The organism is Variovorax sp. 10L426 (genome assembly GCF_056395305.1).
This window is the reverse complement of the sequence record NZ_JBFTJF010000016.1, coordinates 45,195-67,340: the sequence shown is the minus strand read 5'-3', so window position 1 is coordinate 67,340 and position 22,146 is coordinate 45,195. Positions and strand designations below refer to the sequence as shown.

The 22,146-nt window shown below is 67.2% G+C and carries 23 protein-coding genes; 13 read left to right on the top strand and 10 right to left on the bottom strand.

All coding sequences use genetic code 11. The features are described 5' to 3' along the window. The first annotated feature begins 35 nt into the window (after window positions 1-35). The 3 genes from AC1DHL_RS22400 (at window position 36) to thiL (ending at window position 3,498) form a co-directional block, all read left to right on the top strand. The gene (locus AC1DHL_RS22400; RefSeq protein WP_478101906.1) at window positions 36-1,301 is read left to right on the top strand and encodes a cation:proton antiporter; all 1,266 of its coding nucleotides are present in this window, start codon (window positions 36-38) and stop codon (window positions 1,299-1,301) included. A 94-nt stretch (window positions 1,302-1,395) separates the two neighbouring features. Next, window positions 1,396-2,520, top strand: a complete 1,125-nt coding sequence (locus AC1DHL_RS22395; RefSeq protein ID WP_478163445.1) for a YbdK family carboxylate-amine ligase — start codon at window positions 1,396-1,398, stop codon at window positions 2,518-2,520. A 12-nt stretch (window positions 2,521-2,532) separates the two neighbouring features. Then, the gene (gene thiL / locus AC1DHL_RS22390; RefSeq protein WP_478163403.1) at window positions 2,533-3,498 is read left to right on the top strand and encodes a thiamine-phosphate kinase; all 966 of its coding nucleotides are present in this window, start codon (window positions 2,533-2,535) and stop codon (window positions 3,496-3,498) included. 17 nt (window positions 3,499-3,515) lie between these two features. Here thiL and AC1DHL_RS22385 read toward each other — a convergent pair whose 3' ends face one another. Together AC1DHL_RS22385 and AC1DHL_RS22380 are read right to left on the bottom strand one after the other, a co-directional pair. Then, a complete protein-coding gene (locus AC1DHL_RS22385) occupies window positions 3,516-5,333 on the bottom strand; it encodes an ATP-binding response regulator (RefSeq protein ID WP_478163402.1) in 1,818 nt (605 codons plus the stop codon). Then, window positions 5,333-5,953, bottom strand: coding sequence for a response regulator (locus AC1DHL_RS22380; RefSeq protein ID WP_478163401.1), 621 nt, complete (start codon window positions 5,951-5,953; stop codon window positions 5,333-5,335). The genes AC1DHL_RS22385 and AC1DHL_RS22380 overlap by 1 nt, the downstream gene beginning before the upstream one ends. 82 nt (window positions 5,954-6,035) lie before the next feature. Here AC1DHL_RS22380 and AC1DHL_RS22375 point away from each other — a divergent pair, with 82 nt between their 5' ends. Beyond that, entirely contained in the window at window positions 6,036-6,305 is a 270-nt protein-coding gene (locus tag AC1DHL_RS22375; protein WP_478163400.1) for a hypothetical protein, read from the top strand. 25 nt (window positions 6,306-6,330) lie between these two features. Here the strand turns inward: AC1DHL_RS22375 and AC1DHL_RS22370 are convergent, their stop codons facing one another. Next, the gene (locus AC1DHL_RS22370; protein ID WP_478101896.1) at window positions 6,331-7,236 is read right to left on the bottom strand and encodes a LysR family transcriptional regulator; all 906 of its coding nucleotides are present in this window, start codon (window positions 7,234-7,236) and stop codon (window positions 6,331-6,333) included. Between the two features lie 94 nt (window positions 7,237-7,330). On the opposite strand from AC1DHL_RS22370, the gene AC1DHL_RS22365 reads away from it, so the two are divergent. Genes AC1DHL_RS22365 through AC1DHL_RS22335 form a run of 7 tightly spaced genes read left to right on the top strand, consistent with a single transcriptional unit; the run spans window position 7,331 to window position 12,583 of the window. Beyond that, window positions 7,331-8,323, top strand: a complete 993-nt coding sequence (locus AC1DHL_RS22365; protein ID WP_478163399.1) for a Bug family tripartite tricarboxylate transporter substrate binding protein — start codon at window positions 7,331-7,333, stop codon at window positions 8,321-8,323. A gap of 7 nt (window positions 8,324-8,330) precedes the next feature. Next, window positions 8,331-10,001 carry an FAD-dependent oxidoreductase gene (locus AC1DHL_RS22360; RefSeq protein ID WP_478163398.1) on the top strand — a complete coding sequence of 557 codons (1,671 nt, stop codon included), beginning with the start codon at window positions 8,331-8,333 and terminating at the stop codon, window positions 9,999-10,001. Between the two features lie 48 nt (window positions 10,002-10,049). Next, window positions 10,050-10,610, top strand: coding sequence for a phosphatidylglycerophosphatase A family protein (locus tag AC1DHL_RS22355; protein ID WP_478101890.1), 561 nt, complete (start codon window positions 10,050-10,052; stop codon window positions 10,608-10,610). 4 nt (window positions 10,611-10,614) lie between these two features. Next, window positions 10,615-11,115 (top strand): CinA family protein, encoded by a 501-nt coding sequence (locus tag AC1DHL_RS22350; protein WP_478101888.1) that lies wholly within the window; start codon window positions 10,615-10,617, stop codon window positions 11,113-11,115. A gap of 52 nt (window positions 11,116-11,167) precedes the next feature. Further along, on the top strand, window positions 11,168-11,653 hold the full coding sequence (locus tag AC1DHL_RS22345; protein ID WP_478163397.1) for a nuclear transport factor 2 family protein: 486 nt from the start codon (window positions 11,168-11,170) through the stop codon (window positions 11,651-11,653). 16 nt (window positions 11,654-11,669) lie between these two features. Next, window positions 11,670-11,978, top strand: coding sequence for a GNAT family N-acetyltransferase (locus AC1DHL_RS22340; RefSeq protein WP_478163396.1), 309 nt, complete (start codon window positions 11,670-11,672; stop codon window positions 11,976-11,978). A gap of 14 nt (window positions 11,979-11,992) precedes the next feature. After that, window positions 11,993-12,583 (top strand): NADPH-dependent FMN reductase, encoded by a 591-nt coding sequence (locus tag AC1DHL_RS22335; protein WP_478101882.1) that lies wholly within the window; start codon window positions 11,993-11,995, stop codon window positions 12,581-12,583. A gap of 10 nt (window positions 12,584-12,593) precedes the next feature. Here AC1DHL_RS22335 and AC1DHL_RS22330 read toward each other — a convergent pair whose 3' ends face one another. Then, on the bottom strand, window positions 12,594-13,784 hold the full coding sequence (locus AC1DHL_RS22330) for an MFS transporter (protein WP_478102052.1): 1,191 nt from the start codon (window positions 13,782-13,784) through the stop codon (window positions 12,594-12,596). A 58-nt stretch (window positions 13,785-13,842) separates the two neighbouring features. Continuing rightward, window positions 13,843-14,625, bottom strand: coding sequence for a UPF0149 family protein (locus AC1DHL_RS22325; protein ID WP_478163395.1), 783 nt, complete (start codon window positions 14,623-14,625; stop codon window positions 13,843-13,845). Between the two features lie 126 nt (window positions 14,626-14,751). Here AC1DHL_RS22325 and AC1DHL_RS22320 point away from each other — a divergent pair, with 126 nt between their 5' ends. Then, a complete protein-coding gene (locus AC1DHL_RS22320) occupies window positions 14,752-15,651 on the top strand; it encodes a BUD32 family EKC/KEOPS complex subunit (protein WP_478163394.1) in 900 nt (299 codons plus the stop codon). A 9-nt stretch (window positions 15,652-15,660) separates the two neighbouring features. Here AC1DHL_RS22320 and AC1DHL_RS22315 read toward each other — a convergent pair whose 3' ends face one another. The 4 genes from AC1DHL_RS22315 to AC1DHL_RS22300 all read right to left on the bottom strand — a co-directional run bounded on the left by AC1DHL_RS22315 (window position 15,661) and on the right by AC1DHL_RS22300 (window position 18,749). After that, window positions 15,661-16,188: a Dps family protein gene (locus AC1DHL_RS22315; RefSeq protein WP_478163393.1), complete on the bottom strand. Its 528-nt coding sequence runs from the start codon at window positions 16,186-16,188 to the stop codon at window positions 15,661-15,663. Between the two features lie 144 nt (window positions 16,189-16,332). Then, window positions 16,333-16,758, bottom strand: coding sequence for a putative toxin-antitoxin system toxin component, PIN family (locus AC1DHL_RS22310; protein WP_478101874.1), 426 nt, complete (start codon window positions 16,756-16,758; stop codon window positions 16,333-16,335). Continuing rightward, on the bottom strand, window positions 16,755-17,462 hold the full coding sequence (locus AC1DHL_RS22305) for a glutathione S-transferase N-terminal domain-containing protein (protein ID WP_478101872.1): 708 nt from the start codon (window positions 17,460-17,462) through the stop codon (window positions 16,755-16,757). Before AC1DHL_RS22305 ends, AC1DHL_RS22310 begins: the two co-directional genes overlap by 4 nt. A gap of 48 nt (window positions 17,463-17,510) precedes the next feature. Further along, window positions 17,511-18,749 carry a THUMP domain-containing class I SAM-dependent RNA methyltransferase gene (locus AC1DHL_RS22300; protein ID WP_478163392.1) on the bottom strand — a complete coding sequence of 413 codons (1,239 nt, stop codon included), beginning with the start codon at window positions 18,747-18,749 and terminating at the stop codon, window positions 17,511-17,513. A 47-nt stretch (window positions 18,750-18,796) separates the two neighbouring features. On the opposite strand from AC1DHL_RS22300, the gene AC1DHL_RS22295 reads away from it, so the two are divergent. Then, window positions 18,797-20,563: a sensor histidine kinase gene (locus AC1DHL_RS22295; protein ID WP_478163391.1), complete on the top strand. Its 1,767-nt coding sequence runs from the start codon at window positions 18,797-18,799 to the stop codon at window positions 20,561-20,563. Here the strand turns inward: AC1DHL_RS22295 and AC1DHL_RS22290 are convergent. Next, on the bottom strand, window positions 20,560-22,146 hold the full coding sequence (locus AC1DHL_RS22290) for an RNA polymerase factor sigma-54 (protein WP_478101866.1): 1,587 nt from the start codon (window positions 22,144-22,146) through the stop codon (window positions 20,560-20,562). The genes AC1DHL_RS22295 and AC1DHL_RS22290 overlap by 4 nt on opposite strands.

Genomic DNA, 22,146 nt, shown 5'->3' with positions numbered 1-22,146 from the left:
GCGCGGCCGACCCCCGCCTTGATTGAATCTGCTTGATGAATTTCTTTTCCAACGATCTGCTGGGTTTCTGGTCTGAGTGGGTCCGTCCCTCGGCCGGCCTGCCGACCGTGCTGTGGGCATTGCTGCTGGCGGCAGCGGCGGCCTCCGGCCATCTGGTGCAACGCTACTTGGGGATGCCCAAGGTGATCGGTTATTCGATCGTCGGCACCGTGGTGGGCTTCGCCGGCTTCGAAGGCGCGATCTGGCCGCTACAGGGCATCAGCCTCTTCTTGATCGAGCTGGGCGTGGCGATCGTGCTGTTCGAGGCCGGCGGGCGCCTGCCGGTGCGCTGGTTCCGCCACAACCCGATGGTGCTGGTGCAGAGCCTGCTCGAATCGACGCTCACCTATTTCGCGGTGTTCTGGGTGCTGCACTGGCTGGATGTGCCCGATCCGGTGGCCAATCCGATCGCGCTGATGGCGATCGTCGCGTCGCCGGCGGTGCTGAGCCGGGTCATCATCGACACGCGCGCCTCGGGGCCTGTCACGGAGCGGGCGATGACGCTGGCGACGCTCAATACCTTCTATGCGCTCGCGCTCGGCTATGCGCAGGCGGGGCTCATCGAGCATGCGCCGACGGGGCTGCTGCAGAAGCTGTCTCCTGTCCTGGTGGTGCTGGGGATGTCCTTCGTGGTCGGGGCGCTGATGGCGCTTTCGTTGCGCTCGGCACTGCGCGTGATGAGCCCGACGAGCGAGAACACCTCGATCCTGCTGCTGGCCATCATCGGCGCGGGCGCTGCGCTGGCGGCGCACTTCGGCGGCTCGGCGCCCCTCGCGGCATTGATCGGCGGTGTGCTGCTCAAGGCGCTCAATCCCAGGCCGTGGACCTGGCCCCGCCAGCTCGGCACCGCCGCCTCCCTCATCACGATGCTGATGTTCGTGCTGGTCTCGATCGTGGCGGCGCAGGCCGACTGGAACCTGCCGGTTGCGAGCGTGGTGCTCACCATGATCGGCGTGCGCGCCTTCTCCAAGATCGCGGGCGTCGCCATCGCGAACCCCGGCAGCGGCGCAAGCTGGAAGCAGGCCTTCTGGGTCGGCTGCGCGATGTCGCCGCTGTCGTCGATCGCACTGCTGATCTCGTCGGCTTTCGTTTCCGCATCACCCCTGCTGGGTGCGATGATCACGCAGATCGCCCTGCCGGCCATCCTGCTGATGGAAGTGCTCGGGGCGGTGATCGCCACCGCTGCCATTCACGGCGCCGGCGAGAGTTCCATGCCTTGGCTGCCCGAAGCCTTCGGCAGGGTGGAGGAGACACAGCGATGAGTGCAGCGCCGTGCCGAGAGTGGGGGTCGACATGACATCACGTCCGATGGAACTTCAAGCCGACGGCACGCCCGCTACGCCGGCAAGCCGCATCGTGCCGCTGGAACGCTTCAACAAGTCCGTCGCGCTGTCGCTCGGCGTCGAGCTCGAGCTGCAGCTCGTCAACACCCACGACTACGACCTCGCGCCCTATGCCGCGGACATGCTGCGGCTGATGGCGCAGACGCCGCTGCCCGGCAGCGTGGTGCCGGAGATGACGTCGAGCATGATCGAGATCTCGACCGACGTGTGCCATTCGGCGCAGGACGTGATCGAGCAGCTCACGCCGATCCGCGACGCGCTGGTGAAGAACGCCGACAAGCTCAACATCGCGGTGGTGGGCGGCGGCACGCATGCCTTCCAGCAGTGGCACGAACGGCGCATCTACGACAAGCCGCGGTTTCGGGAGCTGTCGGAGCTCTACGGCTATCTGTCGAAGCAGTTCACCATCTTCGGCCAGCACGTGCACATCGGCTGCCCCGATGCCAATGGGGCGCTGCTGATGCTGCACCGCATGTCGCGCTATATCCCGCACTTCATCGCACTGTCGGCCTCGTCGCCCTTCGTGCAGGGGCAGGACACGCAGTTCGATTCGGCGCGGCTGAATTCGGTGTTCGCGTTTCCGTTGTCGGGCCGCGCGCCGTTCACCTTGTCGTGGAAGGAGTTCGAGAACTACTTCATGCGCATGACGCGCACCGGCGTGGTCCGGAGCATGAAGGACTTCTACTGGGACATCCGGCCCAAGCCCGAATTCGGCACCATCGAGATCCGCGTGTTCGACACGCCGCTGACCGTGGAACGCGCCGCCGCGCTGGCCGGCTATGTGCAGTCGCTGGCCGCGTGGTTCCTGCAGGAGCAGCCTTTCATGCCGACCGAGGACGATTACCTCGTCTACACCTACAACCGCTTCCAGGCCTGCCGCTTCGGTCTCGATGCGGTCTATGTCGATCCGGCGAGCGGGGAGCACATGTCGCTGCGCGACCATATCCTGATGACCATGACGCAGCTCGAATGGCACAGTGAGGCGCTCAATGCCACGAAGGCGCTGTCGGAACTGCGCACCAGCGTCGAGGCCAATCGCAACGACGCGCGCTGGCTGCGGGAGTTGCAGGGCAAGGAGAGGTTGCTTGCCGAGGTGGTTCGGCAATCGGGCCTGCGCTTCCGCACCGCCGCCGTCTGAGGCCGCCCTGACATGAGCACTGGCGAATTCGATCTCATTGCGCGCTATTTCACGCGGCCCGTGAAGCGCTCGCCGCTGGGCGTGGGCGACGATTGCGCACTGCTCGCACCGGCTGCGGGCATGCAGCTTGCGGTTTCTTCGGACATGCTGGTCGAAGGGCGGCACTTTCTTTCCACTGTCAGTCCCGAGCGGCTCGGGCACAAGGCGCTGGCCGTCAATCTGAGCGATCTGGCGGCGTGCGGTGCCATGCCGCTGGCGTTCACGCTGGCGCTCGCGTTGTCTGCGGTCGATGAGGTTTGGCTGGAAGGGTTTTCGCGCGGCCTCTTCGCACTGGCCGATGCGCACGGTTGCGAGTTGATCGGCGGCGACACGACACGCGGGCCGCTCAATCTTTGCATCACGGTGTTCGGCGAAGTGCCCGCAGGCGGCGCGCTGCTGCGTTCGGGCGCGAAGGTGGGTGACGACATCTGGGTCAGCGGCACGCTCGGCGACGCGCGGCTCGCGCTCGAAGTGTTTCGCGGCACGCTTGCGCTGCCGGCCGAGGCGTTCGAGCTGGCGCGCGGGCGAATGGAACAACCCACACCGCGTGTTGCGCTGGGGCAGGCACTGCGCGGCATCGCGACCGCGGCGATCGACATCAGCGACGGGCTGGTCGGGGACCTCGGGCACATCCTGGAGGCCAGCAGTGTCGGGGCGCAGATCGATGCCGATGCGGCGGCCGACCTGCTCGCCATGGGAACGACTGCGCCGCTGAGTCTCGACGTGCGGCGCACCTGCGCGCTCGCGGGCGGCGACGACTACGAACTCGCCTTCACCGCGCCGACCGCGGCCCGCGATGCTGTGGAGCAGGCCGGGCGCACGACGGGCACACCGGTGGCGCGGATCGGCCGCATCGAATCGGAATCAGGGCTTCGCATCCTCGATGCGCAAGGCAAGGCCGTCGCGCAGCGCTTCGCTTCCTTCGATCACTTCGCCTGAGCGGCACCGCAGCGAGGTCAGGCGCGCCGAAGGCTCTCGCCCGGCGCCGCTTCGAGGCGCGCGAACGACGAATCGATCTCGACCTCGTTCAGCACGCACATCAGCCCGTGGTAGAGCTGGTTCGGCGACACCGGCTTGTGCAGCAAGGGCACACCGCTCGCGCGAGCCTCGCGCAGGCGCTGCGGCGCGGTGTCTCCGGTGATCAACAACGCGGGCAGCGATTCACCGAACTCTGCGCGCAACGCGGAAATCGCCTCGGCGCCGGTGCGCAGTTCACGCAGACGGTAGTCGCTGATCACCAGGCCCGGCGGGTGAACGCGGGCCAGGGCCAGCGCTTCCTCGATCGAATCGGCGACGTCGCATTCGCAGCCCCACGCGCCCAGCAGTTGGCGCATGCCTGCGCGCACGGAGTCGTCGTCGTCGATCACCAGCACGCGCACATCGAAGATCCGCGAATGGCTCGGCACGACTTGGATGGCGCCGCTCGCGACGCCCATCTGCGCGATCGGCAGACTGACTCTGAAGACGCTGCCGCGTCCCGGCCGCGAGACCAGCGACAGGCCGTGGCCGAGCGTGCGCGCCAGTCCGTGCGCGATGGCGAGGCCAAGCCCCAGGCCCTTGCGGCGGTCGCGCTCTGCATTCCCGAGTTGATGGAACTCGCGAAAAATGTCCTCGTGCTGCGAAGCCTCGATGCCGATGCCGGTGTCCCACACCTCGATCTGTACTTCGGCGCCGCGCAACCGGCAGGCCACGAGCACGCCGCCGCGCTCGGTGTAGCGGATGGCGTTCGAGACCAGGTTGCGCAGGATGAGCGCCACCAGGGCAGGGTCTGACCGCACGGCGACATGGGTTTCGCGCGAACGGTAGACGATGCCCTTGGCATCGGCCTGGGGCGCGAGTTCGTTCTCGATCTTGTTGAGCAGCGGCTGCAGATGGAAGACCTGCATCTGCGGTTCGACGACGCCGGCCTCGATGCGCGAAAAGTCGAGCAGTGTGTCGAGCATCTCGGCGGAAGCCTGCCAGGTGGCGCGTGCGTTGGCGAGCGCGTCGTACTGCGCGGCGGAGAGCTTGCTGCGCGCCAGCACTTCCAGGAACAGCCCCTGCGCATGGATCGGCTGGCGCAGGTCGTGACTGGCCGCGGCGAGGAACTTGGATTTGGCGAGATTGGCCTCGTCGGCCTTCTGCTGCGCCGCTTGGGCGTGTTCGGTTTCCACGCGCAGGCGCTCGATCAGTTCGACGTTCTCGAAGCGCAAGTCGATGGCCGCGCGCGCCGCCTTGGCGCTGTTGCGAGCTTGCCCGAGCAGCGTGACCACGTACAGCGCGCCGGCCACGCCCAGCGCGTTGTAGGCCGGGTCGCCAAGCGTCCACAGCTTCGTCGCGAGGAGGATCAGTTCGGTCGCGCCGAACACGAGGAAGACCGGCAGCACCGGCGCCAGCGACGACATGGAACTGCCGGCGACGCCCGCGAGCACCGCCACCACGAGCACCGAGCCGGCCACCGTCGTCGTGCCCAGGGTGGCCCACGCGAGCGAACCCCACACGGCGCCGTCGACGGCATTCAGCACCATCTGCCGCAGGACGAGCTGCTCCGCGCGTTCGGGCGATATCACCGATGCCAGCGTGCGCCGCGCCTCGCGCGCGCAGATGAGCTTCATGAGGATCACCGCCCCGGCCCAGGCACGCAGCGCGAGCACGTTGCTCTCGTTGGAAAGCACCCACACCAGCAGCAGCGCGACGAGGATGGTGGGGATGACCGAGCTGCCGACGTTGCCGCACAGCAGCCGCAGTTGCTCGATCAGGGTGCGCCCGTCGGCGAGGCGCAGCGGGTTCTTCATCAGGCGACCAGTCCCCTGCGGCGGGCCGCGAAGCCCGCCTCGGAGCGGCTCGACACATGCAGCGCGGCCAACACGGCCTGCACGTGCCCGCGCACGGTGTTCTCCGACAGGTTGAGACGGCGGCCAATCACCTTGTTGGGCAGGCCCTGGCACAGCAGGTCGAGCACTTCGAACTGGCGCGGCGTCAGCAACTGGCGAGTTCCGTCTCCGCTGGCGGCCTGCGCGTCGGCCTGAACCGGAGACACGATCTCCTGGCCGCGCCGCAACTGCTCGATCACCGCCAGGATGTTGTCCGCCGTGTCGGCTTTCGAGACGAAGGCGGCGGCGCCGCGTTCCAAAGCCATTCGCACATTCTGCGGTGCGGCGTCGGACGAAAGGATGACCACCGCCGCATCCGGCCACTTGCGCTTGACCAGCGCAATGCCTTCGAGGCCGTTGAGCCCGTGCAGTTGGATGTCGAGCAGGACCAGGGCCGGCTCCGCCATGGCGGTCTTCATCGCCTCTTCCAGTGATGCGGCTTCGGCCACTTCGAGGTCGGGAATGCCGGACAACAGCACCATCCGGAGTCCGCACCGGAAGAGCGCATGGTCGTCGATGAGAAGGATTCGGGGCGGAAGCATGACCTGCGAATTCTGCGCGAAGTCCGTCCGGTCCAAATGGACTATTTACCGGATGCGCCATCGCCGCAATCATCCGAGTGCCATGAAACCCCTGATCGAATTCCGGCGCATCGCAACTGGCGCCTATTCCTATCGCATCAGCGCCCAAGGATCTGACGCGCAGGATTCCGGCGGCACCTTCACGTCGCTGGAGCAGTGCGTGCTCGACGCAGGGGCGTCGCTCGACCACTACTTCGAGAGCGTGGAGATGAATTTCGACGGCATGTTCCTCGGCGCCTGCGCCACCGAAGCCCTGCGCAACCGCCCGAAGGCCGTGGCCCAGCGCATCGAGCAGCATTTCCAGCCGGCCTGAACGGGCCGGCCTTCCTGAGGCTTTCTCAGCTTTCCTTCAGCCCGCGGCGCAGGGCATCGATGAAGCTGCGGCTCGCTGCCGACAGCGAACGCCCCCGCTTGGTGACCACCGAGATGTCGCGCGACACGCGCGGCGCGGTGATGGGCTTGATCACCAATTCCGGGTCGCCTGCCGCCTTCGCGAAGGCCGAAGGCATGATCGACGCCCCCATGCCGCTCGCCGTCATCCAGATCGCGGTCGACAGGAACGACACCTCGTTGACCACGTTGAGCACCACGCCCGCCCCCGTGGCCGTACCGTCGATCAAGGGGCGGATGCCGTAGCCGGGCCGCACGGTGATGAGGGGATGGCCACCCAGGTCGGCCCAGCGCACTGCCTTCTTCCCTGCCAGCGGATGGTCGCGCAGGCACACCAGGCTCAGGTGATCGCGCAGCAAGGTCTGCGTCTCGACCTCGGCGCCAGGCCGCTCGGGCGTGCCAATGCCGAAATCGACGTGCTCGCCGATGATGCGCGAGACGAACTGTTCGGGCGCGCAGTCGTCGACGACGACACGCACCTGCGGATGCGCTTCGCCGAAGCGGCGGATCGCCGCCGGCATCAGGAACGAAGCCAGCGTCGGCGTGATGGCGAGGCTGACCCGGCCGCGCTGCAGCGTGGAGAGCTCGCGGAATCCGGCGCTCAATGAATCGACATCGCGGAGGATGCGCTCCGCCGTGGCGAGCATCTCTTCAGCCGCCGCCGTGGGCTGCAGCGAGCGGGTGGTGCGGTCGAAGAGCCTGGCGCCGAGCCCCTCCTCGAGCTGGCGGATGAGCATGCTCACGGCCGACTGCGTGACAAACAGCTTCTCGGCCGCGGCGCTGAGCTTGCGCAGCTGATGCACGGCGAGAAAGGCGCGCAGCTGCCGAATCGTGGGGGTGAACTTCTGATTCATCAGAATTCATCATATTTCATTCGGAATTTATTGATTTACGAATGAATATCCCTGGCGTCCAATGCGCGCTGGAGACAACACGAGGTACCGATCCATGAAGAATCTCGCCCGCGCCCTGGCGCTGCTCGGCACGACTTTCGCCCTGCTCGCAGGCACCGCGCACGGACAGGCCGCCAGCAACAGCAGCGACTTCCCCACCAAGCCGATCCGCATGATCGTCACCTTCCCGCCGGGAGGAAGCGCCGACGCGGTGGTCCGCATGCTGGTGCCGAAGCTCAACGAAAAGCTCGGGCAGGCGGTGATCGTCGACAACCGGCCGGGCGCCGGCGGCAACGTCGGCCTCACCGCGGTGGCGAAGGCGCCGGGCGACGGCTACACGCTGGGCGTCGGCGCGGCCGGTGCGCTGTCGGCGAACGTGAGCCTCTACCCCAACATGCCCTTCGATCCGCTGAAGGACTTCAAGCCGGTCGGCATGCTCGCCGCCATTCCGTTCGTGATCGTCGGGCACCCGTCGGTTGCCGCGAAGACGCAGCAAGAACTGATCGCGCTGGCGAAGGCCGAGCCGGGCAAGCTGTCGATCGGCCACGGCGGCAACGGCACTGCAATGCATCTGTCGGCGGCGCTCTTCAGCCAGATGGCGGACGTGAAGCTGGTCGAGGTGCCCTACCGCGGATCGGGACCGGCCGCGCTCGACGCGATGGCGGGCCAGATACCGCTGGCGGTGGTCGATCTGCCTTCGGCGCTGCAGCAGATCAAGGCGGGCAAGTTGATCGCCTACGCCGTGACCAGCCCGAAGCGCCTGCCAATGTTGCCCGACGTGCCGACGGTCGCCGAGGCCGGATTGCCGGGTTACGACTCTACCGGCTGGTTCGGCGTGGTGGCGCCGGCCGATACGCCCGCGCCGATCGTCGCGCGGATGAACGCGGAGATCGTCGCCGCGCTCAATGATGAGAAGGTGAAGGAAGCCATGCGCACCCTCGGCGTGGAGCCTGCACCCGGCACACCGAAGGATTTCGACAACTACATCCGTGAAGAGACAAAGAAATGGGCCAAGGTCATCAAGACCGCTGGCATCAAGCTGGACTGAAAACCGCATGACGAACACAGAACTCCAAGCCGATGTCCTCATCGTCGGCGCCGGCCCCGTGGGCCTGACCCTGGCCATGGACCTGGCCTCGCGCGGCGTGAAGGTCGTCATCGCGGAAATTCGCCGCTACGCCGAGCCGCCCAACGTGAAGTGCAACCATGTGTCGGCACGCACGATGGAGCAGTTCCGTCGCTTGGGCGTGGCGCAGAAGCTGCGCGATGCCGGGCTGCCGGCCGATCACCCCAACGACGTGGTGTTCCGCACCAGCGTGACGGGCATCGAGCTCACGCGCATTCCGATCCCGTGCCGTCGTGACCGCTACACCGAGACCGAGGGGCCGGACGCCTGGTGGCCGACGCCGGAGCCACCGCATCGCATCAACCAGATCTTCCTGGAACCGATCCTTCTGGAGCACGCAGCGGCGCTGCCCCATGTGACACTGCTCAACCGCACGCAGGTGACGGACTTCGAGCAGGACGACGACGGCGTGCGCGCCACCGCGACCGATCTCGACCAGGGAGCCTCGCGCACCATCCGAGCCCGCTACATGGTGGGCTGCGACGGCGGCGGCTCGGGCGTGCGCAAGAAGATCGGCGCCAAGCTGGAAGGCACGGCGGTGATCCAGCGCGTGCAGTCGACCTTCATCCGCGCGCCGGAACTGCGCGCAATGATCCCCGGCAAGCCGGCCTGGTCGTACTACTCGGTGAACCCGCGCCGGTGCGGCACCATGTTCGCCATCGACGGGCACGAGACCTGGCTCGTGCACAACCACCTCAACGCCGAAGAGCCGGAGTTCGATTCGGTCGACCGCGATCGATCCATCCGCGAAATCCTCGGCGTCGGCCCCGATTTCCGCTACGAGGTGATCAGCAAGGAAGATTGGGTCGGCCGCCGCCTCTTGTCCAACCGCTTCCGCGACCGCCGGGTGTTCCTGGCGGGCGACGCGGCGCACCTGTGGGTGCCCTACGCGGGCTACGGCATGAATGCCGGGATCGCCGATGCCATCAACCTGTCGTGGCTGCTCTCGGCCTGCGTCCAGGGCTGGGCCGATGAGCGCATCCTCGACGCCTACGAGGCCGAGCGGCAGCCGATCACCGAGCAGGTGTCGCACTTCGCGATGGACCACGCGCAGAAGATGATCCGCGCCCGCCGCGCGGTGCCCGCCGACATCGAAGCGCCTGGCGCCAAGGGCGATGCACTGCGTGCCGGGATCGGACGCGAGGCCTACGAACTCAACGTGCAGCAGTTCTGCTGCGCCGGACTGAACTTCGGCTACTTCTATACCGGCTCGCCGATCATCGCGACCGACGGCGAGGAACCGCCGACCTACTCGATGGGCAGCTTCACGCCTTCGACCGTGCCGGGATGCCGCGCGCCGCATTTCTGGCTCGCGGGCGGACGGTCGCTGTACGACGCATTCGGGCCTGGCTACACGCTGCTGCGTTTCGATCGCGGGATCGATGTTTCGGCGCTGGTACAGGGCGCGAAGTCATGCGACATGCCGCTGGCGGTGGTTGACGTCGATGCGGCGGAGATCCCTCCGGCGTACAGGCATCGACTGGTGCTCTGCCGCGCAGACCAGCACGTCGCATGGCGGGGCGACCGCCTTCCGGGGGACGTGGGTGACCTCGTGGCCCGGCTTCGTGGACAGGCCGCGCGGGAGACGGCGACCGCCTGACCTTCCCTCCCGACCGGCATCGCCGGAGATGCGCGACACTGTCGCCCCATGCCAGTTGCTTCTCCTTCCGGTGCCGCACCGGATTTTTCGCCGCGCCGCGCCACGCTGCGCTTCATGTTCTCGCACCCGGCGCACGTCATCGCCCTCGGCTTCGGTTCGGGCCTGCCCCGCCGGGCGCCAGGGACGGTCGGTACGCTGTGGGCCTGGGCCGCGTACCTCATCATGAACCACTGGCTCTCGGCCGCAACGATCGGCTGGGTGATCCTGGTGTCGCTGCCGGTCGGCTGGTGGGCCTGCACCGTGACCGCTCGCCACATGAACGTGGCCGACCCCGGCTCCATCGTGTGGGACGAAGTGGTCGCCTTCTGGATCATCCTGTGGCTGGTGATGCCCGCGGGGCTCTTCGGGCAGATCGCCGCCTTTGCACTGTTCCGCTTCTTCGACGCCGTCAAGATCGGCCCGGTAGGCTGGGCGGACCGGCTCTTCAAGCAACGCGGTGCCACGCCCGAGACGATGCGATGGCGCGCGGCCGGATTCGGCATCCTGTTCGACGACCTGGTGGCCGCGTTCTGCACGCTGCTGGTGATCGCCGCATTGCGCGCATGGTGAAACGATGAACCCATCCCCTTCCGAACTCGACACGCCCGCTCTCGTCGAGTTGCTGGCTGACCTGCTGCAACGCAAGCGCTGGATGATGGCCACGGCCGAAAGCTGCACCGGCGGCCTGATCGCCGGCGCATGCACCGATCTTTCGGGATCGAGCAACTGGTTGGAGCGCGGCTTCGTCACGTATTCGAACGAGGCCAAGACCGAGATGCTCGGCGTCGATGCGGCGTTGATCGCGGCGCACGGCGCGGTCAGCGAGGAAGTCGCGCGCGCCATGGCCGAAGGCGCCGTCGCGCGCTCGAAAGCGCAAGTCGCGGTGGCGGTGACCGGTGTCGCCGGCCCGACCGGCGGCTCGCCCGAAAAGCCGGTCGGCACGGTGTGGTTCGGCTGGTCGGTGGACGGCCATGTGCGCACCGAGCGGCGCCGATTCGACGGCGACCGGGCCGCCGTGCGGGCCGCGACGGTCCACTACGCACTGCAGACGCTCGCGACGATGGTCCAAGCCTAGCGCCGCGCGATCGGCGCCCACGCGCGAGGCTTGCTCGGCTACGATGCCGCCGATGCGCAACGAACAGACCCTCCGCCGCTTCTACGACGCGTTCGCGCAGCTCGACGCCGACACCATGGCCGCCTGCTACGCGCTGGACGCCACCTTCGACGACGAAGCCTTCTCCCTGCGCGGCGCGCATGAGATCGGCGGCATGTGGAAGATGCTCTGCAGCGGAACGAAGGCCAAGGGCGCAGCGGTCTGGAAGCTCACCTACCGGGACGTAGAGGCCGACGCGGCGACCGGCCAGGCGCACTGGGATGCGCACTACCTCTTCAGTGCCACCGGGCGCATCGTCGACAACGCGATCGACTCGCGCTTCACCTTCACGCCCGAGGGCTCGATCGCCACACAGCGCGACAGCTTCGATTTCTGGCGCTGGTCACGGCAGGCACTCGGCACGCCGGGCCTGTTGCTGGGCTGGTCGCCGATGCTCAAGAAGAAGGTGCGGGCCACAGCGGCGGCCAATCTTGCGACCTTTCTGGCGCGCACATCCTGAAACCTCCGGAAGCCCAATGACCGACATCACCATCACCAACAACCCGACCGCGCATCGCTACGAAGCCAGCATCGGCGGCGAACTCGCCGGCTACTGCGAATACAACCTGCTGAGCGAAGCCATCATGTTCACGCACACCGAGGTGCTGCCCGCCTTCGAAGGCAAGGGCGTGGGCTCGGCCATCGCGAAGCATGTGCTCGACGAGGCGCGGGCACAGGGCAAGCACGTCATCCCGGTGTGCCAGTTCATCGCGGGCTGGATCCGCAAGCACCGCGACTATGCCGACCTTGTGCGGCCCGACATCCAGCGCGCTTTCAAGATCTGAAGCAAGGAGCGAGCATGGCCGACAAGGTTTTGGTGTTCTACGGCTCCTACCGGTCCGACCGGATGGGCATTCGGCTGGCGGACTATGTCGTCAGGGGCCTCCAGGCGCGCGGCGCCGACGTGGAGCTGGTGGATGCCCAGGCCGTCGGATTGCCCATGCTGGACCGGATGTACAAGGAGTACCCGAAAGGCACCGCGCCCGCGCCGATGGAAGCGCTGGCGGACAAGATCCGCAAGGCCGACGCCTTCGTCTTCGTGACCGGCGAATACAACTGGGGACCGCAACCCGGCTTGAAGAACCTGACGGACCACTTTCTCGAAGAGTGGTTCTGGCGCCCCGCCGCCGTCGCAAGCTACTCGGCGGGCCGCTTCTCCGGTGTTCGGTCGGGCACGATCTGGCATTCGATCCTGTCGGAGATGGGGATGGTCGTGGTGTCGAGCACCCTGGCCGTCGGGCCAATCTCCCAGACGCTCGACGCCGATGGCCACCCCACCGGCGGCGCCGGCGAAGCGCTGGAGCGCTCGTTCGGCCGCTTTGCCGACGATCTGGCCTGGTGGACGGAGGCCGCTCGCGAACAGCGGGCGCGCAAGGCGCCTCCTTACTGAACGCTGCGCACTATTGGCCCAGCCCCGATCGCGGAGTCGGTGCAGGCAGCCACGCAAACGCGATCGTCGCCCCGACCAGCAGCACGGCAATGGTCGCGAGCACGGCCCTGAAGGGCTCCATGCCGTGCGCCTGCGCCACCGAAGCGGCGATGCCGGTGACCCACTGCATCAGTGCCACGCCAAGGAACATCGCCATCGTGAACACCGCCATCGCGCGCCCCGTGATGGCCGCCGGATAGGCGACCCGCACGTCGGCGTACTGCCAGACGATGAAGCCCGACACGAGCCCGATCAGGATGCTGCCGCCGACATCGATCCATGCCTGGGTGAAAACGGCAATGGCGGCAAAGAGCGCGGCATAGACCAGGCTGCAGGCCACGATGCGCCGACGACGCACAAGCCCGTCGCGATCGAGGCGCCCGAAGAGCGGCGCGCCGATCAGCGAGATGACCGAGACGATCAAGGCCACGTTGCCGCTCTGCACCAGGGAGAAACCGTGCCGCTGGATCAGCAGCGGCCCGAGCCACAACCCGCGCAGCGAGATGAAGGCCGCATAGGTCACCGCGCCGAGCACCATGATGCCGAGCGTGTGCCGCATCGCGAACAGCGCGCCGAACTGGCGCAGCGCCTCGCCCATCGATTCTTTCGATCGCGTGTCTTGCCGGGCAGGCTCGCGCACCCAGCGCCAGATCGACAGCCAGGCCAGCACGGAAGCGACCGCCAACACGACGAAGCCCATGCGCCACGAGCGCTCCTGAACCAGCCACGCGAGCGGCGTGCCGGTCGCCAGCATGCCCACGCCACCGATCGCGAGAACCAGGCCCGAGATCGTCGCGAAACGCGCCGCCGGAAAATGCCGCGCAATGAAAACCGTGCACACGAGGAAGGCCGGTGCGCAGCCGATGCCGATCAGCACCTGGCCTGCCACCAGAACGCCGTAGCTGGTCGACATCGCGGAGAGGACCGCGCCGGCGATTGCCAGCGGAAACGCCGTGAGCACCGTGCGGCGAATGCCATGCAGGTCGATGCCGATGCCCATGAAAAGCTGCATGGCACCGAAGGCGAAATGGAACGACCCCGAAAAAATGCCGAGCGCCTGCGCCGAGAGCTTGAACTCGTTCTGCAGCGGACTCGCCATGATGGCGCCGACCGTGCGATAGGCCTGGCTCAGCGCAAAGGCCGTGCACAGGGCCAGCACCATGGCCCAGGCGGTGCGGGCAGTCAGCGCCGCGGGCGCGGCTTCGTGCCTGAGCGTTGCCTCAGGCACCGTGGCACTTCTTGTATTTCTTGCCGCTGCCGCAGGGGCAAGGGTCGTTGCGCCCCGGGGTGGCTTCCTTGCGAATGGTCTCGATGCGCGGGCCCATGCTGCGCCAGAGCTGGCGCAGGTCGTACACGGCCCAGATCGCGGCGCCGAAATCGTCGATCCGTTCTTGGCTCACGCTGGGCGGGCCGTCTTCGCTGTACATGGAGAGCACCGGCTTGCCCTTGTCGTCGTCGGCCAGCGTGACGATGGCGTCGAGCGCCTCGTCGAGCATCTGTGCGCCTTCCTTGTCGCGGGGCGGCGTCCACTCGTCGGGCCAGTTCTCGACCGCATACATGAAGCCCAGCGCCCAGACCTGGGCGAACGACGGAATGGCCTCGCCCTCCATCTCGCCGCGCTCTTCCTCGGGCAGGGCCGCGATCGCGCCGCGGGTATCGAGTACCTCGGGCTGCCAGGTGCGCTCATCGTCCAGCGACTGCACGTCGGCGTCGAGGCCGGTTTCGATCTCGCGCCAGCGCTGCTTCCAGCGCCAGACGAATTCCATGTGCTGTGCCGGCACGAACCCGTCGCCGAGCAGCACGGGCCAGTATTCGGCCGGATCGATCGGCCGCCGCGTGCACACCAGCGCGGCCATGAAACCTTCGCAGAATTCCCACTGCGGGATCTCTTCGTCATGCTCGCGCATGGCGTCGAGCGCCTGGTCCTGGGCGTCGAAATCGTCGGGTCCGAGCGGGGCTTCGTCGGGCTGGGAGGGGGTCTGGGAGTCGGGAAGGGTTGTCATGTCGTTGCACGGGGAGCCCTCTATGATGCAGCAAGGTTCCCGGAGACTCGTTATTTCTACCCCGCTGAATCCGCCGTTTCCGGCGCGTTACACCGCCTTTGCCCTCTGCGTGGCCGGCTTTTTCGTATGAATCCAGTGAGAAGAGGTGGGATGTCCACCCGCGTGCACATGCGCAAGGGGCTTGCCTCCGCGCCGGCGCCGCTCGAGACGGGCGCAACGCCGCCCCAGCCTGACGACTACGCCGAGTTCCTTCGGACGATGCTGCCGCAGCAGGCAAAGGCTGTCGCAAGCCACCGATTCGGCGCGGAGCGCGTATGGATCAAGAAGGCGGGGCCGCGTCACGGCATGTTGCGCTACCGCCTGCAGGCGGTGATCTCCAGCATCCTGCGGCTCGATGTGCTGGCGCCCGTGCCCAACCCGGGCGGCGAGGCGGCGCTGGTGATCGAGGCGCGCCGGCTGTATCAGTTGGGTCTGGCGGGACTGCGCGTTCCGACGGTACTGGCACAGCAGCCTGACGGACTGATGATTTCCGACCTCGGCGAAAGCGGCCGGCCGGCTGTCGTGCTGCAGGAACGGCTCGATCAAGCCGCAGCCGCGGGCCCGGCGTCGCTGCTTGCCGTCTGGAACGAAGGCCTCGCCGCCATCGCCCACGTCCATGCCCGCGATGCCTATCTGAGCCAGGCCTTCGACCGCAATCTGGTGCAGTGCCCGGACGGCGCCATCGGCTACATCGACTTCGAGGACGACCCCGGCGAAACGCTTCCGTTGGCCGAATGCCAGGCGCGCGACTGGCTCAGCTACCTGCACTCCACCGCGATGCTGGTCGATGCCGCCTCGCCGCACGCCGCTGCCGCGCATTGGCACAGGACACTGGCGGACGCGAGCGACGAAGTGCGGGAACGTCTCGCGGTGGCCGCGCGCCGCATGCGCTGGCTGCGGCACCTGCCGTCCGGACGTCGCTGGGGCCGCGACACGCAGCGCGTGCGTGCCGTGGCGAGCCTGCTGGCGCGGTGGTACGGCAGCTAGCTCAGGTCCTCAGGTCTGCCGCCCCGATTCGAAGAGGAACCAGGTCCGCCGCTCGGCTTCGTCGATCCACACTTCCAGCAGGCTGGCAGTAGCGACGTCGCCGCTGTCGTCGCACAGGGAGTGTGTCTCGCGCATGAAGCCTGCCAGCCGCTGGTTGTCTTCGCGCAGTTCCGCAAGCATGTCGGCCGGCGTGACGAAATCGGCGTCGTTGTCCGAGATCCGCTGCAGCCGCGTGATGTGGCCTGTCGAGCGCAGCGTCGTGCCGCCGAGCTTGCGCACGCGCTCGGCGATGGGGTCGACGGTCGCGTAGATCTGGTCGGCCTGATCGTCCAGCAGCAGGTGGTAGTCGCGGAAGTACGGACCCGACATGTGCCAGTGGAAGTTCTTGGTCTTCAGGTACAGCGCGAAGGTGTCGGCCAGGAGCGCGTTGAGTTCCGCCGAAATGTCGCGGACGGCATCTGCGCCCAAGGGACTGGGTGTCTTCAGGGGCGCCAGCCGCCGCTTCTTCGCATCCTTCGTGTTTTTCGAAACTGCCATGGTCATGGACTCCTTGATGGTGAACGATCGCATCCGACGGTCGCGCTTTTCACATCGAGCGCGAGGACGTGGTGTACCACCGGATGGTCCGTTCCGGCGTGAAAATTGAGCCCCTTCCTCATGACAGGTGCGACCCTGTAGACGCTAAGCCCCGACCACCTCGACGCCGAGCGCCGCCAGCCGCTTGCGCATCGTCAACACCGCGCGGTCCTTGCTCACCAGCCGCGCACGGTGCGTCACCGCGAGGTCGATGAACATCTGGTCGTCCGGATCGCTGCAGACGCAGGGCGCACGCGCCGGCGTGCCTTCGACCAATCGCGCTCGCGCGTCGTAGGCGGCGAGCACCTCCGACGCCTCACGCCCGAGGGCGGCCAGCCGGTTCGCGATCAGCGGATAGCCGAGCACGCGCGCGAGTTCGCGGCGCATCTCGGCGGTGGCAAGCCAGCACAGTTCTCCGGCGTCGAGCGCAGCCGCAAGCTGCGCCCGTTCCGGGTCGTCGAACACCAGGAGGTCCAGGACGATGTTGGTGTCGAGGACGACGCTGCCGGAAGGCACGGCGGGCGCGCTCAATTGCGGCGCGGGATTCCCAGGCCAGCCACGACCGCGGGGCGGGCGATGAAAGCCTCCAGCACCCGAGTCACTTGCGGGAAGCCGGCGATCCCGACGAGGTCCCCCGCCTCATAGAAGCCGATCAGGTTGCGCACCCATGGGAAGGTCGCGATGTCGGCGATCGTGTAGTCGTCGCCCATGAGCCATGCGCGGCCCTCGAGGCGCTGGTCCAGCACCCGCAGCAGGCGTTTCGATTCCTCGATGTAGCGGTCGCGCGGGCGCTTGTCTTCATAGGCCTTGCCGGCAAACTTGTGGAAGAAGCCGACCTGGCCGAACATGGGACCGATGCCGCCCATCTGAAACATCAGCCACTGGATCGCCTCGTAGCGCGCAGCCGGATCCTTCGGCAGCAGCTTGCCGGTCTTGTCGGCCAGGTAGATGAGGATGGCGCCGGATTCGAACAACGCCAGCGGCTTCCCGCCGGGTCCGTTCGGATCGATGATGGCCGGGATCTTGTTGTTGGGATTGAGCGAGCGGAATTCCGGCGACACCTGGTCCTGCGTTTCGAAGCTGACCAGATGGGGCTCGTAGGGCAGCCCCGTCTCTTCGAGCGCGATGGACACCTTCACGCCGTTCGGCGTCGGAAGCGAATAGAGCTGAAGGCGCTCCGGATGCTGCGCGGGCCATTTCTTGGTGATGGGGAAAGCGGACAACAGGTCTGTCATGGCGTGATGGGAGGTTGGGACGAGAAGGCCTGCATTCTGTCCCAGGCGCTACGCCTTCGCAGGCGAGCCGGGATCGGGCCGTGCGCGTGCCGAGCCGGCGATCATGTCGAACTTGAACAGGCGGCACTCGATCGGCCCGTTCCACATCGGCACGCGGCGCGACTCCTTCAGCCGCATGCGCTTCGGCAGTTGCAGATCGGGCGTCAGCACCCAGGCCGTCCAGCCGGCGTAGTTCTTCTTCCAGTGGCTGGCCAACTGGGTGAAGAACTGGCCGCCGTCTTCGGTCTGCGCCTGCTCGCGGCCGCGCGACACGCCGCCGACCTCGATGCGCTCGCCGTAGGGTGGATTCAGCACGATCACGCCCGATTCGGCCGGCGGCATGCGCTGCAACGCATCGCCTCCGCGGAACTGCACCAACTGCGCGACACCGGCGCGCTCGGCGTTGCGCTCGGCGAAATCCACCATGCGGTGCGAGACGTCCGAGCCGAAGACGGCGGGCGCCGGCGCGCGCTCCTTGGGCACGGCCTCGGTCTTGAGCGCGGCCCACACATGCGCCTGGAACGGCAGCAGCTTTTCGAAGCCGAATCGCCGCAGCGAGCCCGAGGCCATGCCGGATGCGATCTGCGCGGCCTCGATGGCGATGGTCCCGCTGCCGCAGCAGGGGTCGTACAGGGGTTGCGTCGACACCACGCCCGTCTCGGGGTTCCACCAGCCGCTGGCGGCCAGCATGGCGGCGGCCAGCGTTTCCTTGAGGGGTGCATCACCCTTGTCCTGCCGCCAGCCGCGCTTGAAGAGCGGCTCGCCGGAAGTGTCGATGTAGAGGGTGCACTCGTCGGTCGTCAGGTGCGCGAACACGCGGGTGTCGGGCCACTGGGTCTCGATGCTGGGCCGCACGCCCCCCGCCTTGGCGCGAAAGCGGTCGGCGATCGCGTCCTTGATGCGCAGGGTGGCGAAGTTCAGGCTCTGCAGTGGGCTGTGCTGGGCGGTGGTCTCGATCTTGAAGGTCTGCTTGGGTGTGAACCAGATCTCCCAAGCCACGCCACTCGCGATCGCGTACAAGTCGTTCTCGCTCCGATATGGTGCATGGGCGAGCTCGATCAGCACGCGCTGCGCCAGCCGGCTGTGGAGATTGAGCTTCAGCGCATCGCGCCAATCGGCCCGCACGCGCACGCCGCCGCGCAGCGTCAGCAGGTCCTGACCGACACGGCCAGTCAGCGCGTGGACTTCCTGTGCGAGGAAATCCTCGACGCCAGCGGCGCAGGGAAGAAAAAGCGAAAGATCGTTCACACGCCGATTGTCGCCTTGTCTCGATGCTGCTCTATAGTGGCTCGCAGATGAGCTCCCCGACCGTCCCAGCTCAAACAGAGACTTCGGCAGCCGACCGGTTTGCCGTGCATTGCGAGGTCCTCAGGCTCAGCACTCAGCCGAGCGGACCTGTTCTGCTCGTTCAGTTTCTGCTCGATTGCGGCGTGGCGGCGCTTTTCGCGTGGCAGTACTCGGTGTCGCATGCGGCCATCTGGATCGCCATGATTGCGGCCACCACAGCCTATCGCGGTTTTTTTCCGCAGCGGCTGCCTGACCCGTTGACGCCCGAGAACATCAAGCCGGCCTTGCGCCTGCACACGCTGCGCATCGCGGTGCACGAGGGCGCTCACGGCGCTGCGGGCGTGTTGCTCTTCGACCCGGCCAACGCCACCTCGCAGTTGATGATCGGGCTGGTGGTCATGGCGATGACGCTGTCGTCGGTGTTTTCCGTCTCGTACTACACGCCGGCGATGCAACTGGCGATCACGTTGCTGCTGGCGCCGGTGATCGTCATGGGCATCGGATTCGGCGCCCCGTCCATGATGGTCATGGCGGTGCTCGGCATCGGGCTGCTCGCCATGGTCTGGCGCCTGGTGGGCGAGCGTGCGCGGCAGCTCGAAGAGAACATCGGCCTGCGCCACAACGAAAGTGCGCTGCGCGCGCAGGCGCTGGCGGGCCTGCGCGAATCGCAGGAAGCGCAGGCCGAGCGGCTGCGCTTCTTCTCGGCCGCCAACCATGATCTGCGCCAGCCGGTGATGGCGATGGGCTTGCAAGCTGAGGTCCTGCGCCATCAGCTGGATGCCGGCGAAGACCGGCTGACCGTGCAGAACACCGTCGCCGCGCTATCGCGCGCGCAGCAGGCGCTCGAAGGTCTTACCAATCAATTGCTGGAGATCGGACGCATCGAGGCCGCGGCCGACCCGATCACGCCGGTCGCCGTCGCGCTCGCGCCCTTGCTGAACGAACTGGCGCGCCAAGCCGGCAGCGGCCGCGTGCGTGTGCGATGCCCGCCGGACGTGGTGGTCTGGACGGACGCGGTTGCGCTGCGCCGCATCCTCGGCAACCTTGTCGACAACGCGCTCAAGTTCACGCCCCGGGGGCGCGTGCTGCTGGCATGCCGGCGCCGCCCTGATGCATGGCGCGTCGAAGTGCGCGACGCGGGCGTCGGCATCGCGCCTGAAGCACAGGAGCGCGTGTTCGGCGACTTCGAGCAGATCGGCAACATCGAACGCAACCTGCAGCGTGGCCACGGACTGGGACTCGCCATCGTGCGACGGCTGGCTGCTCGACTCGGCGTTGAGATCACGCTGCGCTCGGCGCCCGGGCGCGGATCGGTGTTCGGCTTCGAATTGCCGGCCGCACCGCTGGGCGCGCCGGTCGTGCCTTCGATGGTCTCGGCTACCGAAGCCGCCGCCCCGGGAACGCTGCGGCAGGGCCTTGGGGTGCTGGTGGTCGAGGACAACACCGTGGTCGCCGACAGCGTTGCGGCGCTGCTGCGCCTCTGGAGGGCGCGCCCGCACGTCTGCATCAGCGCGGCGGACGCATTGGCGTTGCCGAACCTTCCCGCTTTCGAGATCGCGCTGTGCGACATCCGGCTGCCGGGTGAGTTGGATGGCATTGCGCTCGCCAAGGAACTGCAGCGGCGAAGCCCGAACCTGGCGATCGCGCTGATCTCCGCCGACATCGACGACGCAACGCTCGAACTGGCCCGCGAACGCGGCTGGCAGGCGCTGCGCAAACCGGTGCAGCCCGCCGACCTGCGCGCGCTGCTGCTGCGGGCTCAAAGGCGAATCTAGAGCGCCTTGCGGAGATTCGCCGGCGCGATGCGCAAGGCCTCGCGGTATTTCGCGACCGTGCGGCGGGCGCATTCGATCCCCTGCTCCTTGAGCATCTCGGAGATCTGACTGTCGGACAGCGGTTTCTTGAGATCCTCGGCGCTCACGAACTGCTTGATCAACGCCCGCACCGCCGTGCTTGAAGCGTTGCCGCCGGTCTCGGTGCCCAGCGCCGAGCCGAAGAAGTACTTGAGCTCGACGGTGCCGTAGGGCGTCGCCATGTACTTGGCCGTGGTCACGCGGCTGATGGTCGATTCGTGCAGGCCCAGTTCGTCGGCGATTTCGCGCAGCACCAACGGTCGCATCGCGAGTTCGCCGTGTACGAAGAAGCTCTTCTGCCGCTCGACGATGGCGTTGGACACACGCAAGATGGTGTCGAAGCGCTGCTGGATGTTCTTGATGAACCAGCGCGCCTCCTGCAGCCGCTGCGACAGCGCCTGGCTGCCTTCGCCCTTGTGCTGCTTGAGCGCGCTGGCATAGATGTCGTGCACGCGCAGACGCGGCATGACTTCGGGGTTGAGCATGACGCGGAACTTGGTGTTCGTGCCGTTGCCGACGCGCGAAACGATCACGTCCGGAATGACCACGTTGCGTTCGACGTCCACGAAACGGCGACCCGGCTTGGGTTCGAGCCTGGCGATGAGCTGCAGCGCGGCGCGAACCTCGTCCTCATTGCTTCGCGTGAGCGTGACCAGTCGCTTGATATCGCGCCGGGCGAGCAATTCCATCGGCTGCTTGCAGATGGCGATGGCCGTCTTGCGGATTTGCGCTTCCTCTTCGGTCTCGTCCTCGCTCGCCAGGGCGCGCAGTTGAATGGTGAGGCACTCGCCGAGGCTGCGCGCGCCGACGCCGACCGGCTCCAGGCTCTGCAGCAGGCCGAGCGCAACCTGGAAGTGATGCACCAGGTCGTCGAACTGATCGTTGTCGTCTCCAGCAAGGCCGGATGCGAGCGCGGGCAGCGAATCTTCGAGGTAGCCGTCGTCGTTGAGCGATTCGATCAGGAAGCGCAGTGCCGCGCTGTCCGTGTCGCTCAGGCGAAGGCCCAAGGCCTGGCGATGCAGGAAGGACTGGAGCGACTCCTGGCTGCGCGCGAGTTCGGTCGCGTCGGTGCGCTCGTCGTCGCCGAGGTTGTTGGCGCGGGCCGGGGCATCGCCGCCCCATTCGCTGTCGTCGGGCGCAAGATCGACGGTGCCGTCGCCCTCCCAGTCGGGTTCGGAGTCCACGCCTTCGGCGACGGCGACTTCGGCTTCGCCGTTGACGGCGGTGGCGGATTCCGCCGCCGAGCCGGGCGCGCCGGCGACGAAGTCACCATCGACCTCGGCCATCCGGTCGTCATCGCGGACGGGTGCGTCGGCGGCATCGAGACCGAATTCCTCGCGCGCGGCCTCTTCGGCGGTGCGCTCGAGAAACGGGTTGTCGTCGAGCATCTGCTCGACTTCCTGCGAAAGTTCGAGCGTGGAAAGCTGCAGCAGTCGGATCGATTGCTGGAGTTGGGGTGTCAGCGCGAGATGCTGCGATACACGCAGCGAAAGACCCTGCTTCAT

What these genes read in the sequence shown, in the direction of transcription:
- AC1DHL_RS22370 (WP_478101896.1), bottom strand. Translation starts at nt 7,236, where the DNA reads ATGAATCAGAAGTTCACCCCCACGATTCGGCAGCTGCGCGCCTTTCTC.
- AC1DHL_RS22380 (WP_478163401.1), bottom strand. Translation starts at nt 5,953, where the DNA reads ATGCTTCCGCCCCGAATCCTTCTCATCGACGACCATGCGCTCTTCCGG.
- AC1DHL_RS22400 (WP_478101906.1), top strand. Translation starts at nt 36, where the DNA reads ATGAATTTCTTTTCCAACGATCTGCTGGGTTTCTGGTCTGAGTGGGTC.
- AC1DHL_RS22340 (WP_478163396.1), top strand. Translation starts at nt 11,670, where the DNA reads ATGACCGACATCACCATCACCAACAACCCGACCGCGCATCGCTACGAA.
- AC1DHL_RS22365 (WP_478163399.1), top strand. Translation starts at nt 7,331, where the DNA reads ATGAAGAATCTCGCCCGCGCCCTGGCGCTGCTCGGCACGACTTTCGCC.
- AC1DHL_RS22325 (WP_478163395.1), bottom strand. Translation starts at nt 14,625, where the DNA reads ATGACAACCCTTCCCGACTCCCAGACCCCCTCCCAGCCCGACGAAGCC.
- AC1DHL_RS22290 (WP_478101866.1), bottom strand. Translation starts at nt 22,146, where the DNA reads ATGAAGCAGGGTCTTTCGCTGCGTGTATCGCAGCATCTCGCGCTGACA.
- thiL (WP_478163403.1), top strand. Translation starts at nt 2,533, where the DNA reads ATGAGCACTGGCGAATTCGATCTCATTGCGCGCTATTTCACGCGGCCC.
- AC1DHL_RS22305 (WP_478101872.1), bottom strand. Translation starts at nt 17,462, where the DNA reads ATGACAGACCTGTTGTCCGCTTTCCCCATCACCAAGAAATGGCCCGCG.
- AC1DHL_RS22385 (WP_478163402.1), bottom strand. Translation starts at nt 5,333, where the DNA reads ATGAAGAACCCGCTGCGCCTCGCCGACGGGCGCACCCTGATCGAGCAA.
- AC1DHL_RS22335 (WP_478101882.1), top strand. Translation starts at nt 11,993, where the DNA reads ATGGCCGACAAGGTTTTGGTGTTCTACGGCTCCTACCGGTCCGACCGG.
- AC1DHL_RS22360 (WP_478163398.1), top strand. Translation starts at nt 8,331, where the DNA reads ATGACGAACACAGAACTCCAAGCCGATGTCCTCATCGTCGGCGCCGGC.
- AC1DHL_RS22345 (WP_478163397.1), top strand. Translation starts at nt 11,168, where the DNA reads ATGCGCAACGAACAGACCCTCCGCCGCTTCTACGACGCGTTCGCGCAG.
- AC1DHL_RS22295 (WP_478163391.1), top strand. Translation starts at nt 18,797, where the DNA reads ATGAGCTCCCCGACCGTCCCAGCTCAAACAGAGACTTCGGCAGCCGAC.
- AC1DHL_RS22355 (WP_478101890.1), top strand. Translation starts at nt 10,050, where the DNA reads ATGCCAGTTGCTTCTCCTTCCGGTGCCGCACCGGATTTTTCGCCGCGC.
- AC1DHL_RS22320 (WP_478163394.1), top strand. Translation starts at nt 14,752, where the DNA reads ATGAATCCAGTGAGAAGAGGTGGGATGTCCACCCGCGTGCACATGCGC.
- AC1DHL_RS22350 (WP_478101888.1), top strand. Translation starts at nt 10,615, where the DNA reads ATGAACCCATCCCCTTCCGAACTCGACACGCCCGCTCTCGTCGAGTTG.
- AC1DHL_RS22375 (WP_478163400.1), top strand. Translation starts at nt 6,036, where the DNA reads ATGAAACCCCTGATCGAATTCCGGCGCATCGCAACTGGCGCCTATTCC.
- AC1DHL_RS22315 (WP_478163393.1), bottom strand. Translation starts at nt 16,188, where the DNA reads ATGGCAGTTTCGAAAAACACGAAGGATGCGAAGAAGCGGCGGCTGGCG.
- AC1DHL_RS22330 (WP_478102052.1), bottom strand. Translation starts at nt 13,784, where the DNA reads ATGGTGCTGGCCCTGTGCACGGCCTTTGCGCTGAGCCAGGCCTATCGC.